The 14107-nt window shown below is 67.8% G+C and carries 16 protein-coding genes; 14 read left to right on the top strand and 2 right to left on the bottom strand.

Going from position 1 to position 14107, the window contains the following annotated elements:
• The first annotated feature begins 186 nt into the window (after positions 1 to 186).
• The 13 genes from cpaB (at position 187) to raiA (ending at position 12319) form a co-directional block, all read left to right on the top strand.
• A complete protein-coding gene (gene cpaB / locus WEB29_10425) occupies positions 187 to 1056 on the top strand; it encodes a Flp pilus assembly protein CpaB (protein ID MEX2137344.1) in 870 nt (289 codons plus the stop codon).
• Between the two features lie 40 nt (positions 1057 to 1096).
• Positions 1097 to 2314: a response regulator gene (locus tag WEB29_10420; protein ID MEX2137343.1), complete on the top strand. Its 1218-nt coding sequence runs from the start codon at positions 1097 to 1099 to the stop codon at positions 2312 to 2314.
• An 18-nt stretch (positions 2315 to 2332) separates the two neighbouring features.
• A complete protein-coding gene (locus tag WEB29_10415) occupies positions 2333 to 3766 on the top strand; it encodes a CpaF family protein (GenBank protein ID MEX2137342.1) in 1434 nt (477 codons plus the stop codon).
• Between the two features lie 16 nt (positions 3767 to 3782).
• Positions 3783 to 4778 carry a type II secretion system F family protein gene (locus WEB29_10410; protein MEX2137341.1) on the top strand — a complete coding sequence of 332 codons (996 nt, stop codon included), beginning with the start codon at positions 3783 to 3785 and terminating at the stop codon, positions 4776 to 4778.
• Positions 4779 to 4783: 5 nt separating this feature from the next.
• Entirely contained in the window at positions 4784 to 5701 is a 918-nt protein-coding gene (locus WEB29_10405; protein ID MEX2137340.1) for a type II secretion system F family protein, read from the top strand.
• A 1-nt stretch (position 5702) separates the two neighbouring features.
• Positions 5703 to 6422, top strand: a complete 720-nt coding sequence (locus tag WEB29_10400) for a response regulator transcription factor (GenBank protein MEX2137339.1) — start codon at positions 5703 to 5705, stop codon at positions 6420 to 6422.
• Between the two features lie 4 nt (positions 6423 to 6426).
• A complete protein-coding gene (locus tag WEB29_10395; protein MEX2137338.1) occupies positions 6427 to 7983 on the top strand; it encodes a HAMP domain-containing sensor histidine kinase in 1557 nt (518 codons plus the stop codon).
• The gene (locus WEB29_10390) at positions 7953 to 8315 is read left to right on the top strand and encodes a DUF192 domain-containing protein (protein MEX2137337.1); all 363 of its coding nucleotides are present in this window, start codon (positions 7953 to 7955) and stop codon (positions 8313 to 8315) included. The genes WEB29_10395 and WEB29_10390 overlap by 31 nt, the downstream gene beginning before the upstream one ends.
• 96 nt (positions 8316 to 8411) lie before the next feature.
• Positions 8412 to 8912, top strand: coding sequence for a TadE/TadG family type IV pilus assembly protein (locus WEB29_10385; protein ID MEX2137336.1), 501 nt, complete (start codon positions 8412 to 8414; stop codon positions 8910 to 8912).
• Positions 8909 to 9421: a TadE/TadG family type IV pilus assembly protein gene (locus tag WEB29_10380; GenBank protein ID MEX2137335.1), complete on the top strand. Its 513-nt coding sequence runs from the start codon at positions 8909 to 8911 to the stop codon at positions 9419 to 9421. Before WEB29_10385 ends, WEB29_10380 begins: the two co-directional genes overlap by 4 nt.
• Complete coding sequence (locus WEB29_10375) at positions 9421 to 10911, top strand: pilus assembly protein TadG-related protein (protein ID MEX2137334.1); 1491 nt, start codon at positions 9421 to 9423, stop codon at positions 10909 to 10911. The genes WEB29_10380 and WEB29_10375 overlap by 1 nt, the downstream gene beginning before the upstream one ends.
• A gap of 111 nt (positions 10912 to 11022) precedes the next feature.
• Positions 11023 to 11673, top strand: a complete 651-nt coding sequence (locus WEB29_10370) for a ComF family protein (protein MEX2137333.1) — start codon at positions 11023 to 11025, stop codon at positions 11671 to 11673.
• Between the two features lie 58 nt (positions 11674 to 11731).
• On the top strand, positions 11732 to 12319 hold the full coding sequence (raiA, locus tag WEB29_10365) for a ribosome-associated translation inhibitor RaiA (protein ID MEX2137332.1): 588 nt from the start codon (positions 11732 to 11734) through the stop codon (positions 12317 to 12319).
• Positions 12320 to 12334: 15 nt separating this feature from the next.
• On the opposite strand, the gene WEB29_10360 is transcribed toward raiA, so the two are convergent.
• A complete protein-coding gene (locus WEB29_10360; protein ID MEX2137331.1) occupies positions 12335 to 12457 on the bottom strand; it encodes a hypothetical protein in 123 nt (40 codons plus the stop codon).
• Here WEB29_10360 and WEB29_10355 point away from each other — a divergent pair.
• Positions 12456 to 13442 (top strand): deoxyribonuclease IV, encoded by a 987-nt coding sequence (locus WEB29_10355; protein MEX2137330.1) that lies wholly within the window; start codon positions 12456 to 12458, stop codon positions 13440 to 13442. The two genes, WEB29_10360 and WEB29_10355, sit on opposite strands and share 2 nt — an antisense overlap.
• A gap of 234 nt (positions 13443 to 13676) precedes the next feature.
• Here WEB29_10355 and WEB29_10350 read toward each other — a convergent pair whose 3' ends face one another.
• Complete coding sequence (locus WEB29_10350; GenBank protein ID MEX2137329.1) at positions 13677 to 14093, bottom strand: helix-turn-helix transcriptional regulator; 417 nt, start codon at positions 14091 to 14093, stop codon at positions 13677 to 13679.
• Positions 14094 to 14107 lie beyond the last annotated feature (14 nt).

Here is a 14107-nt window from a genome sequence, read left to right as displayed (position 1 = left end):
CGGGGGCCTCGGCACGTTCAGGGGACGACTCCGGGGGGCCGACCGCCTCTGAGGTACCAACGGCTGCATAGCCGATAAGTCCGGTCGATCCCGGTTGTCGCTGGCCCGTAGACTGTTGACCGCAGTCACAACGTCGGACAGACTGCACGGCCGGATTGTCATCATCCTCGCTCGAAGGGAAATACCGTGAAGCGATCAAACCGCCTGGTCATCCTCGTCGGCGTGCTGCTCGCCGTCCTGGCGTTCGTGGGCATCGTCGTCCTCCTGAGTCAGAAGCCCGCGGTCGTCGAGAAGCGCACGGTGGACGTCCTCGTCGCAAAGGCGGATATCGCCATCGGCGACGCGGTGACTCCCGAACTGGTCGAGGTCAAGGAGGTCGACCCCGGGGCGGTCTCCGGGACCCGCATCGCTGACCCCTCGCAGCTGCTCGGCTCGCCCGCCCTCTTCCCGATCAAGGCAGGGTCCCAGGTGAGCAAGGAGTCCGTGGGCCTGGGTCCAATCGGGACGACCTGCATCACCTGCCAGCTCGAGGCTGGTGAGAAGGCGATTGCCTTCCAGGTCGAGCGTGTCACCGGCCTCGACTTCCTGATCCAGCGGGGCGACCACATCGACATCATCTTCCGGGGAACGGTCCAGGTCCTCCAGCCCACCGCCGACTCGGACCCCGCCAACCCGCGCTTCGAGCCGATCACCGGGCTCGAGAGCGCTCCGACCGTGAAGACGCTGCTGCAGGACAAGCGTGTGCTGTATGTGAGCGCGACCAAGATCAAGCCCATCGCCGACCCGGCCGCCACCCCGGTCCCCGGCTCGACCACGAGGGCCGAGGCCACGATCGAGACGGTGGTGATCGTCTTCGCCGGCACCGATTCGGACGCCGAAGTCATCAAGTTCGCGCAGAACGACCAGAGCGTCCTCGGTCCGCTGACGGCGGTCTTGCGTGCCATCGACGACACGGTGATCGAGGACACGACCGGCGTCACCTTCAAGATCCTGGTCGAGCGCTTCGGGATCCCGATTCCGGACATCATCTCGGTCGAACTGCCGCCAGCCCCGTAAGGGCCTCGGCCACACCATCGCAGCACCCCAGGGAGACAACGTGATCAAGGTCCTCATCGTGGACGACATCCCGGAGACGCGGGAGCACCTCTCGAGGCTACTGGGCCTGGAGCGGGACCTCGACGTAGCTGGGACTGCCGGCACGGGCGAGGAGGCGATCAAGGTCGCCATGGAGCTGCGGCCCGACGTGATCGTGATGGACATCAACATGCCGGGGATGGATGGCGTGGCGGCTGCCGAGATCATCTCGCAGCGTCTCCCGACCTGCCCGATCATCATGATGAGCGTCCACGGCGAGGCCACGCAGCTGAAGCGAGCGATCTCCGCGGGCGCCCGCGAGTTCCTGGTCAAGCCCTTCAGCGGGGACGAGTTCTCCGCCAGCATCCGCACCGTATTCGAGCGGGAGATCGCTCGGCGAAGCCAGTTCGAGGCCACATTGCCGGCGGTGACTCCCCTGGTCACCCCGACCGATGACGGGGATCACCAGGTGATCGCCGTCTTCTCACCCAAGGGTGGAGCCGGACGGACCACCATCGCCACCAACCTCGCCGTCGCGTTGCAACGTGAAACGGGAGCCCGGGTCTGCCTGGTAGATGCCAACCTCCAGTTCGGAGACGTCGGCGTCCTTCTCAACCTGAATCCCAAGGACAAGTCGATCGCCGATGCGGTCGAGACCGGCGACCCGGACGGCGACATCGTCGACACATGCGTGATCGACCACTCGACCGGCATCCGGGTCCTGCTGGCTCCGCCATCCCCCGAGGGCGCCGATCTCGTCACGCCGCAGCACATGCGCAGCGTCATCGACCACCTGCGCATCGGCCACGAGTACGTCGTCATCGACCTCCCGTCGGGGCTGAGCGACCTCTCCCTGGCAGTGATGGATGCGGCCGATACGATCCTGGTGCTGTCCGCACTTGAGATCACGACCATCAAGAACGTCCGGCTCTTCCTGGAAGTGGCCGAGCAGCTCGAGTACGCCCGGGCGAAGATCAGGCTGGTGATCAACCGCGCCGACGCGGCGCAGGGGATCAGAATTGCCGACGTGGAGGCCTCCGTGCGCCGACCCATCGACGGGACGATCGTGTCGGACGGCCGCCTCTCCGTCCTGGCGGTGAATCGTGGCGTTCCGTTCGTCGTATCCCACCCCGACAGCCCACTCTCGCGCGATGTCACAAAGCTCGCACGAACCCTTGCCGGCGATGCCGGCGCCACCGTCGACCAGACCAACAAGCGCGGACTGTTTGCGCGCCGATAGCGCGGAAGGACTGACCAGATGTCACTGCTGAAGAGGATCGAGCGAGCGCGTCCAGGCGGCGAGGGGGAGCCGCAGGTGCCGGCCGCACCGCAGACGACGCCGGTTCCGTCGTCAGGCGGAAAGCCGGCCCCGCCTCCAACGGGCACCGGCGACGGTACGACTTCGCGCCCATTCCTTGGAGCCATGCCGGCCCGCGAGTCGTTCCGGGAGGCGAAGTATCGCGTCCAGAATCGGCTCATCAACGAGCTCGATCCCAAGCTCGACCTGAGCAACCAGGTCGAAGTCCGCCGTCAGATCGAGGAGCTGTTCGGCAGGGTCGCCGACGAGGAGGGCCTGGCCCTCACCCGCGCCGAGCGGGTGCGCATGCTCGAGCAGATCACCGACGAGATCCTCGGCCTCGGGCCGCTGGAGCCGCTGCTCCGCGACGAGACCATCACAGAGGTGATGGTCAACGGGCCGCAGCAGGTCTACATCGAGCGTGAGGGTCGGCTGGAGATGACCAACGTCACCTTCCAGAACGACGAGCACGTGATGAAGGTCATCCAGCGCATCATCGCGCCGATCGGCCGGCGCATCGACGAGTCGAGCCCGATGGTGGATGCTCGCCTTGCCGATGGCTCCCGCGTGAACGCGATCATCCCGCCGCTGTCCCTGGTAGGCCCGGTCCTGACCATCCGGAAGTTCGCCGCGACTCCTTTCACGGTTGAGGATCTGATCCGCTTCGGTACCGCGACGCCGGACATGTTCGAGTTCCTTGAGGCGTGTGTGAAGGCCCGCCTCAACGTCTTCGTCTCCGGAGGCACCGGCTCGGGCAAGACCACGATGCTCAACATCCTCTCGTCGTTCATCCCCGATGACGAGCGGATCGTCACCATCGAGGACGCCGCCGAGCTGCAGCTCCGCCAGGAACACGTGATCACGCTCGAGGCTCGCCCATCGAACATCGAGGGCAAGGGGGCCATCCCGATCCGCGAGCTGGTGCGCAACGCCCTCCGCATGCGGCCCGACCGCATCGTGGTAGGAGAGTGCCGTTCCGGCGAGGCGCTCGACATGCTGCAGGCCATGAACACGGGCCACGATGGCTCGATGTCTACCGGCCACGCCAACACCCCCAGGGACATGCTCTCGCGTCTCGAGACGATGGTCCTCATGGCAGGCATGGACCTGCCGCTCAAGGCCATCCGCGAGCAGATCGCATCGGCCGTTGACCTGATCGTCCACCAGAACCGCCTCAAGGATGGAACGCGCAAGATCGTGAACATCACCGAGGTCCAGGGCATGGAGGGAGACGTCATCGTCATGCAGGACATCTTCGTCTTCGAGCAGACCGCAGTCGTCGAGGGCAAGATCGAGGGCCGGCTGCGGCCGACCGGGATCCGTCCCAAGTTTGTCGAGAAGTTCGAAGTGGCTGGGATTCACCTGCCGCCGAACGTCTTCGGCTCGCCGTTCTAGGAGGAGTCTCGCGTCCATGGGCATGTTGCCGTTCCTCATCGCCGGTCTCGCCGCAGGCGCCATCCTGGTGACTGCGGTCGGCATCGCCATGAGCGGGGGGTCCGGCGGGGTGGCCGCTCGCCTCGAGCGCTATGCCCGCGCCGCCTCGGCCGGTCCGGCCGAGGCGGACGACGGGGACCGCGACTCCAAGGTGATCGCCGGACTGAGCCGAGTGATCGAAGGGCAGGACCTCGCGACGCGCCTCTCGACCGAGATCGCCCGCGCCGACCTCAAGCTGCGCCCGGCGGAGTTCCTCATCGCATGGATCGCCTCGCCGTTCTTCTTCGCGTTTGTGGCCTACGTGGTCGGGTTCGTCGTCCCCACCCTCCACCACCCGGTTGCGCTCGCGACCGTGTTCGCGGTCGGTGCCTATTTCCCCCGCTGGTACATCGGCTTCAGGCAGCGCAAGCGGCTGCGGGCCTTTAGCGAGCAGCTGCCCAATACCATCACCCTGCTCGCCAACTCGCTCCGCGCCGGCTCGTCGTTCCTGCAGGGCGTGGAGCTGGTGACGCGGGAGGCGCAGCCACCGATCTCCGAGGAGTTCGAGCGGGTGGTGCGGGAGATGAGCCTGGGCGTGGCCCTGCAGCCGGCGCTCGGCAACCTGGTTCGCCGCGTGAAGTCGGAGGACCTGGAGCTGATGGTCACCGCCATCAATATCCAGAGCCAGGTGGGTGGGAACCTCGCCACCGTCCTTGACTCGATCGCCTTCACCATCCGCGAGCGGATCCGGATCGTTGGTGAGATCAGGGTGCTCACCTCGATGCAGCGCTACAGCGGCTACGTCATCACCCTGCTCCCGGTCGGGCTGGCCGGGATCCTGCTGCTGATCAGCCCCAACTACATCACTGCGCTGTTCCGCAATCCACCCCAGACGCTCGGCCTGCCAACCGGGGTCATCTTCCTGATCGTCGGGCTGATCAGCATGGCGATCGGTTACTTCTTCATCCGCCGCATCGTCGACATCAAGGTCTGATAGCCATGCCACCCGCCGTTCTCCTCATCGCCGCGCTCGCCGCCATGGCGGTGCTCGTCCTGACCTATGGCCTCGCGAGCCGCGGGTCACGCAACGTCGTTCAGCAGCGGCTCGATCAGCTCGTCGTTCAGCCCAAGAGCCTGGAGGAGCTGGAGCTGCAGCAACCCCTCGCCGAGCGGGTCCTGCGCCCGATCGTCCAGCGCCTGTCGCGCATGGCCAGCCGTGGCGACTCGGGTGGGTTGATCGCCCGCGCCGACGCCAAGCTGGAGCGGGCGGGATATCCCGGCGGCCTCCGCGGCGCGGACTGGATGGGCGTCAAGGTCCTCGCCACCATCATTCTTGGCGTGGGCCTGGGACTGCTGGGGTTGCTCATCGGCAGGGTCCAGCTGGCCTTCGTGTTCGGCATCGCCGGCGCGGGGCTCGGCTACATGGCGCCTGAATTCTGGCTGGGCGGCCGTGCCCGCAAGCGGTCCTTCGCCATGGTCCTGCAGCTGCCTGATGCCCTCGACCTGCTGACCATCTCGGTTGAGGCCGGTCTCGGGTTCGACGCGGCACTCGCCAAGGTCGTGGAGAAGATGGAGGGGCCGCTGGTGAACGAGTTTCGCCAGGCACTGGCGGAGATCCGCATGGGCCGCACCCGACGCGACGCGCTGCGCGATGTCGTGGCCCGCGCCGACTCGCAGCCGATCAGCAACTTCATCGGAGCCATCGTGCAGGCCGAGCAGCTCGGCGTGCCGATCGCCAAGGTCCTGCAGATCCAGTCCCAGCAGCTGCGCATTGAGCGACGCCAGCGCGCCGAAGAGATGGCGGCCAAGGCACCGGTCAAGATGCTGTTCCCGATGGTCGGCTGCATCTTCCCGACGATCTTCATCGTCATCCTCGGTCCGGCAATCATCACGGTCATTTCCGGACCCGGCATCTGACATGCAGCCGGCGCTCCGGCCGGCCCTCCTGCTGGTCGATGACGACCCAACCCTCCTCTCAGTCCTCGCGCGCCGCATGGCGCGCGAGGGCTACGAAGTGCTGACCGCGCCTTCGGGCGCCCAGGCCCTGACGCAGCTCGAGCAGCGCTGGCCGTCCCTCCTGATCGTCGACCTGATGATGCCCGGCATGGACGGCTTCGAGTTGTGCGCGCGGGTCAAGCGGATCGCGGACCTGCCGATCATCGTCCTCTCCGCGGTGGATGCGTCGGAGGCCAAGGTCCGCGCGCTGGAGGACTATGCCGAGGACTACATCACCAAGCCGTTCGACCCCGACGAGCTGGTCGCGCGCGTCCAGCGCGTCCTCAGGCGATCCGCCACCGGGCATTCCCAGGTCGTGCTGGATGGCGGCGACCTCCAGATCGACCTGACCGGGCGCCGCGTCACCCGGCCCGGCGGCTCGTTCCCGCTGACCCCAACCGAGGTGCGGCTCCTCCACGTGATGATCGCCCAGATGGATCGGACCGTCCCCACCGACACCATCCTCAACCGTGTCTGGGCAGAATCGGACGGAGCCGATCCCTCCTACGTGTGGGTCACGATCCGCCGATTGCGGCGCAAGGTCGAGGCCGACCCCGATCGCCCGCGATTCCTGGTCACCGAGCGCGGGGTTGGCTACCGGCTCGTCTCCTCCACCGCGGCGGATCGCGCGGCGGCGGAGTAGCAGATTGGGGATCGGGCGCCCGTCCCTTCGCCTCCTGGCGGTGCTGCTGACCGCGGCACTGCCGCCGCTGGTCGCATTCGGTGCCGTAACCCTGGCTGAACCGACCTGGATGCAGCGTGTCGGCGCGGTGGTCGCGGTTCTGATACTGGGCGGCGGAGGGATACTCTGGATCGCGCTGATCGCCGTGGTGGCTGCCCGCCCGATGGCAAACGACGCCCGCTCCATCGCCGCCCTGGCCGAGAGAGGTATGGCGAGCACCGACGATGGCCTGTCAGCGGCGCAGCGAAGGCTGGCGACCACGCTCGAGGATCGCAACCGTCAGATCTCCGATCTGGCCGACCTGATCCGGGTGGCCCCGATCTCGAAGGACGCGATGGCGGTGGCGCACGCCATGGTCGCCGGCGCGCGGCAGGTCACCGGCGACCCGACCTGGCTCCTCGCCATCCTGCGCGTACCAGAGACACGGGACCTCGAACCCGGGGTCTACGGGCCGAACGCCGAGTCCCCGCCGGGCACCCTGGACGAGGTGCATCGCTGGGCGGCCACTGCCGAGGGGCGTGGCCCAGCTCCGCGCGACGCCCGGCTCGTGGCGGGCCCATGGGGCGCGTTCACCATCGTCGATGTCGCCGCGGGCGATGACTTGCGCGCCATCCTGCTTGCCCCGTGGGAGGGTCGGCCGGATCCCTCCCCGGCTGAGCTGAACCTCTTCGGCCTCATCGGCCAGCACGCCGCCACCGCCCTCGAGCATGCCCTGCTGTACACCCGCTTGCGCGTTCAGACGGAGGAGCTGAATCGGATGGCCGCCGTCCAGACCGACTTCCTGCGGGGCATCACCCACGACCTGCAGACGCCGTTGACCAGCATCCGGGCAGTCGCATCGGAGCTTCAGCAATCGGACGGGGTCGACGATACCGCGCGCAACGACCTGGAGACGATCGCTCAGCAGGCGGATCGACTTCGCCGGATGGTCGGCCAGCTGCTTGCCGTCTCTCGGCTGGAGGTGGGGGCGCTCACGCCGGTGCAGGAGGTCTTTCGCGTCGCGCCGGTCGTCCGTCGCACCTGGGACGCCCTGCGAGCCGGTGAGCATCGGCTGGTCGTCGAGGAGGAGGGGCCGCCCCACCTGGTCGTGGCTGATCCCGATCGGCTCGAACAGGTGCTATGGGCCCTGATGGACAACGCCGTGAAGTACAGCCCCGCCGGCTCCACCATCCGGGTTCACGTTGGGCTCGTGCACGCAGGCCCCGGGGATCTCATCTCGGAGATCGCGATCCGCGATCAGGGGGTCGGGATGGACCCGACCACGCGAGCGAAGGCATTCGAGCAGTTCTTCCGTTCCGATGACGCCCGTCGGCTGGTCCCGGACGGGAGCGGGATCGGCCTGTATGCGGCGCGAGGGCTGGTGGTGGCAATGGGCGGAGGGATCTCGATAGAAAGCGAGCCGAAGGTCGGCACCACGGTTCGCCTCACCCTCCCGGCAGAAACGACGGATGAAACGGGCGAGGACGACGCCAGCCAGGAGCCGATGGAGTCATGGGCCGATACGTCCGCGTCGACAACCTGACCCGGGGCACATCGGTGGCCGAGCGCTGCCGCGTCGCCGCCTCGCTCCGTGATCGGACGGTGGGGCTCCTGGCCACGCCGAGCCTGTCGGGCGGCGAGGGGCTGCTGATCGAGCGCACGCAGTCGATCCACATGTTCTTCATGCGCTACCCGATCGACGTGGCCTTCGTCGACCGGCACGCCACGGTCACCCGCACCGTGACGGGCCTGCGCCCCTGGCGCGTGGTGCTCTGGGCTCGGGGTGCCCGAGACTGCATCGAGCTGCCAGTCGGCGCGATGGCGGCCAGCGGCACCACGGCGGGCGACCAGCTGGCGGTCACCGACCTCGCCTGACGACGTTCTGACGGGGACGAAGGTACTACGCCTCGAGCAGCCGAATGCCGATGGCATGCAAGGCATCCGGCAAGGTCGCGTCGGGATGATGCAATCGTGCGTAATCGATCTCGAACCCGGCGCTCGGGCCTTTCGCGGCGAGGGCAATCCCTCGTCGAGATGGCGCTCATCCTGCCGTTCCTCATCGCCTTTGCCGGCGGAGCGACCGACATGGCGCGCGCCTATCAGGCCTGGCTGACCATCGAGTCAGCGGCCCGCAACGCGGCCGAGTACGTTGCCACCAACCCCGCGGACACCGATGCCGCCCTCGCCCTTGCCGACGCGAAGGAGGTCGTCTGCCAGGAATCCCAGGACGCTCCTGGCTTCACCCCGGGCAACGGCGCCAACGCCATCAAGAACTGCACCTCCCCGGTCACGACGGTCCCGTCCTTCACGGTCAGCACCTCCCAGACCGGAGCGTCGGCCGCAAACCCGATCGCCACCGTCCACGTCCAGGTGACGCTGCCCTTCAATACGCTCTTCCCCTACCCGCTCATGCCGCACGACGGCTGGACGCTGACCGCGGACGCCCACTACGCGGTAGTGCGCAACCGATGACCAGACGCTCCAAGCCACGCGGCCAGGCGATGGTCGAGTTCGCCCTGATCTTCCCCGTCTTCATCTTGCTGCTGGTCGGCATCTTCGACCTGGGCCGGGTGATCTGGGTGAACGACACAATCGCCACCGCGGCCCGCGAGGCGGCCCGCTACGCCATCGTGCACGGCGAAAAGTCAACGTGCCCGGTCGGTCCCGCCGCACCCGGCACGGAGATACCGGCCGCCGACGCCAGCTGCCCGTACCCCTCTCCCTCGAGGCAGTCGATCAAGGACGTCGCCCACAAGTGGGCCGCCGGCACGAGCGCCAATGTCACCGTCTCGGTCTGCTACGGCGTCGTGACCTCGTGCACGGGCGACGTCGATGAGGTGAGCAACCCGGTGCCCAACAACGCAAGGGGAACGCAGGTGATGGTGACGGTCACCTCGACGGTCGGCCTCTCGCTCCCATCGCTCGTCGGGTTCTCCGGATTCGACCTCTCGTCCACCTCAACCATGTTGGTGAATCACTGATGTTGCGACGCAAGCATTCCAACGAGTCCGGCCAGGTCCTGATCATCTTCGCCTTCGCGTTCATCGGCATCATCATGATGCTGGCCCTGCTCTTCGACGGCGCACGCGCCCTCGTGCTGCGGCGCCAGATGCAGGACGCCTCCGACGCCGCCGCCCTTGCCGGCGCGAATGTGATCCAGGGACTCTCGCCGAAGCAGTGCAGCGCCAGCAACGGCCCGCCTCCGGGCGCACCGGTAGCGGCGGTGACGACCGCGGCCAAGGCCAGCGTTGCGGCCAACCTGCCCAACTACCCGCAGGGCAACGTGGTGGTCACCTGTGTTGCCGATCCCTTGATGCTCAACCAGGGCGTCAAGGTCCGCCTTGACGACGACTCGCCGACCTTCTTCGGATCGATCTTCGGCGGCGGGCCACTCTCGGTGGCGACCGACAGCTCGGCGGTCAATGGCGACAACATCAAAAACAACTACTCGGTGGTTATGCTCAACCCTTCGGACCTGACCTGGCCGAACAACCAGCGCGGATGCCCCTCATTCCTGCTCTCGGGTGGGCCGACGGTACAGTTCGACAGCGCGATCTACATCGACTCCTCGTGCACCGCCGTCAACGGCGGCGCCTTCTCGACGAACGGGAACTCCGCCTCGTTGACGATGGGCGCTGGCGTCCCGATTCGGATCGTCGGCGAGTACAAGCCGCAGGCCCTGACCATCACCCCCGCCCCCCTCGAGCATCAGTCGGTGAAGGCCGATCCTCTTGCCTGGCTGGCGGCTCCGCCGATCAGCTCCCTGAAGGTCCAGTCCAACAACAAGCTCGTGATCGGCCAGGGCCAGAGCAGCTCGACCGTCGTCCTGGAGCCCGGCGTCTACAAGGGCGGCATCCAGCTCAAGAACCAATCAATCGCGTACCTGCACCCGGGGATCTACGTGATGGACGGTGGCGGCTTCGAGATTGGCGCTGGCCAGAAGGTATACGCGCTGCCCGCCAGCAAGAGCAACACGACCGACGCAACCTGGGCGACCGATTGCGTGGCATCCAACTGCGGCATCCTGCTCTACAACACGGGCACGACTGGCAACGGCGCCTTCGCGATGAAGAGTGTATCGATCGGCGCTCAGGCCACCTTCAAGGTCCGCTCCTACAACCCCGATCCCGCCGCCGACAGCACCGTGCTGGCGGATGGAACCCCCTACCACAACGAGACATACCGGCACCTGCTCATCTGGCAGTCGGCCGCGCCGGTCCCGACCAGCAGCTACGTGCAGCCGGTGATGGCGCTGAGCGGTGGCGGCAACGTGTTCATGGCCGGCACGGTCTACGCCCCATCTGCCAAGGTGCAGATGGGTGGCAACTCAGGTGGGTCCGGCGGCGACACCGTCGACCTGACCCTGCAGTTCATCACCTGGGACCTGGAGCTGTACGGCAACTCCAGCTTCCACTTCCGCTACAGCGCGGACATGTTCCCGAAGCTGCTCGACTACGGCCTGATCGAGTAGCTCCCCGGTCATCTTCCGCTCCGCTCAACCGCGGTCCAGCCACGCCGGACTGCGGTTCGACGTAAGCGGCAGCTAAGCGGCCGGTACAGCTCCACCGGGCAGGCTGTCCGAATGCGCCTGCTGGACCTGCTCCTCCCGCCGGCGTGCGCGGGCTGCGGCCGATTCGGCCACCTCGTGTGCAACGACTGCGTGAGGCGGTTTCGCGCGGCGTCCACGCCCGACGACCGGTTCGTGGCATCGGATCCCGGGACGCTGGTTGGCGACGCGCTCGAGCTGGCGAAAACGGCATTCGTGCATGGCGGAACTCTGCGACGGGCCCTGCAGCGGCTCAAGTACGGTGGCAGTGGCAGCATTGCTGTTCCGCTGGCACAGGCCGCAGCGCCCGCCCTGGAGGCCCTGACGCGGGTCTGCGGGCCGCTTCCGCTCGTCCCGGTGCCGGTCCACGAGGCGCGCCTGCGCCAGCGTGGCTACAACCAGGCAGCTCTTCTCGCCGATGCGCTGGGCGCCGAGGCCGGGCTGCCCGTGCTCGATATCCTCGAACGCCGCAGGGCCACCGCCCGCCAGCACGGCCTGGGGAAGGCGGCTCGACTGCACAACCTGCGGGGCGCGTTCGCGCTGCGCGATGGGGATCGGACTCCGCCGCACCTCATCCTGGTCGACGACATCCTCACGACCTCGGCGACCCTGGAGTCCTGCGCGCAGGTCCTCCGCGACGCGGGAGCGTCCTCGGTCTACGGCTTCGCGGTCGCCCGGGAGGTCTGATCCGGAGTCCTCGTGGCGCTGGTGCTACCGTAGTGGTCATCAGAACGGAGGACCCGAGATGAGGACCACCGTGAACTCGCGCAACCTCGAGCTGACGGACGAGTTGCGCGCCCAGATCGACCGCAAGCTGCATCGCCTTGAGCGGATCACGCACCCGGACGCCGATGCCACCGTGGAGCTGCTCGTCCACGCCTCGCGTGCCGCGGAAACCTCCCACGTGGCCGAGGTGAGCCTCGTCAACAACGGGACGGTCATCCGCTCCGTCGGCGCCGGCCCGAGCATGAGCGCGGCACTCGACAGCCTGGTCGATCGACTCGAGCGACAGGTGGTCCGCGCCCGCGAACGCCCGCGGAGTGTCCGTGATCGCGCGGAGGAGGGCCTGCAGGGCCGATCCAACCCTTCGGAGACGCCTGCTGGCGAAGCCGATGCAGAGGCATCCGGCGTGCCCCGCGTGGTCGAGATCAAGCGCTACGACATGACGCCGATGTTCGAGGAGGACGCCATCCTGCGCATGGACGAGCTTGGCCATGCCTTCTTTGTCTTCCTCAACGCGGAGACTGATCGCATCGGGGTGGTCTACCGCCGTGGCGACGGCGCCTACGGCATGATCGATCCGGTGGTCGAGCGCTCCGGGAGGGCCAGCTGAGGGGCTTGGCGGGCGTCAGCCCGTCAGCGTGGGCAGGATCAGCAGCGCGGCGACGATCGCCATCACCGAGACGAAGAAGACGAGCAGCGCGATCGCCATCAGGTCGAGGCGTCGCGGCGCCCCGGGTTCGGGCTCCATGGCCGGCACCCTAGCACGACGCCAGCCGCGCCGCCGTCTCACGTGGCCGGCCGAAGCACCGCGCGTCGGGATCCACCTGGGGGTCGCCGGCGGCCTGCTGAAGGCCGCGCGCCGGGCACGACAGATCGGGGCGACCGCCCTCCAGATCTTCAGCGACAACCCGACCGCGTGGCGCCGCCGCCCCGAACCACCAGCCGATGCCGCCGCATTCGTCGCCTTCTGCGCTCGTGAGGGGATCGCTCCGGTCGCCATTCACGCCAGCTACCTGATCAACCTGGCCGGATCGGCCCAGCCCTTTGCGCGCCAGTCGGTCGAAGGCCTCAAGTACGAGATGCAGCGCGCTCCAGCCTATGGCGCGACGCTCGTGAACACGCATATCGGATCCCATCGTGGCGACGGGCGAGGGCGCGGCGTCGCGCGCCTGGCCGCCAGTGTCTCCGAGGTGCTGGCCGGCTCGCCCGCGGGGGTACGGCTCGTGCTCGAGAACTCCGCGGGCGGCGGCGACACCCTTGGGGACACGCTCGAGGAGCTGGCCGCCATCCTGGACGCCGTGACGGCCGGCGAAGGCCGACAGTTGGTTTTCTGCCTAGACACGGCGCACCTGTGGGGCGCCGGGTACGACATCTCGACGGCGAGCGGTGCCACCGCGGTGCTCGATCGATTCGATCAGCTGATCGGGCTCGATCGGCTGGCGCTGGTTCACCTGAACGACTCGCGATCGCAGCTGGGGTCACGCGGGGACCGCCACGAGCACATCGGGGCGGGGAGGATCGGAGCGGCCGGCCTGGCGGCCTTCCTGCGCGATCCGCGCCTGCCCGGGCGAACGGCCCTGGTGATGGAGACCCCTGGTGTGGACGAGGGCTTCGACGCGGTCAACATGCGCCGCAGCTGGCTGCTCTATGGGGGTGCGGACACGCTCGCGGTCCTTCCGGCCCGGGCCTTTAGGACCTCTCGAGCATCGACGCGAGGAGCCGGCAGGAGCTAGATGTGGCTCCGAATGGCTTCGTTGACGACGGTGGGCGTGATGGGCTCGCACCGGACCCACAGGCAGCTATTTCTCAACGACGGGGAAGAACGCGCCGCGCAGCCGCCCCGACCACGGCTACTTCTCTCTGGGCGCGAATTCCGCATGTGCCAGGTCCCCTCACCCCCGTTTCGCCGGGGGATTCTCCGTAGGCGAGAGGTAGCACCTCTGTCGCCAGGTCCCAGCCGAGGACACCTAGGTGCGGTAGCCGTTCCCGTTGCCGTTGGCGAGGTCGGGCTCTGCACCGTTCGTGTCGTCTCGCAGCCGCCGTCCTCGGAGCGCGATGTAGGTCTGCATCAGGCCGCGAACATCGGCCTCCGAGAGGAGATCGTCCCCGCGCAGCGCATACTCGACCCTCGCCGTGGGCTGCAGCTGCCGGGCGCCCTGCGTTGCGAAATAGGCGGGGCCGTCGGACTCCTCCCGGATCTCGCGCAGGCCGCGGGCCAGCTTGGTGGCAGTGCCCAGCGACGGCATCCGGTCGCCCTTGATGAGCCGGGAGATGGTCGAGTGATCGACCCCCGACTGCAGGGCCAGCTGGCGCTGGCTCATCTTCTTTTCCTTCAGCTGGCCTCGCAGCCAGCTGTTGAACGACCGCGGAGTCTGGAGCGTCATGCGCCTTCGTCCTA

This window comes from Chloroflexota bacterium, from assembly GCA_040902225.1.
In the GTDB taxonomy this organism is placed as follows: Bacteria; Chloroflexota; Limnocylindria; order QHBO01; family QHBO01; genus CF-167.
Note: the sequence above shows the minus strand (reverse complement) of the source record. Positions and strands in the feature narration are given on the sequence as shown.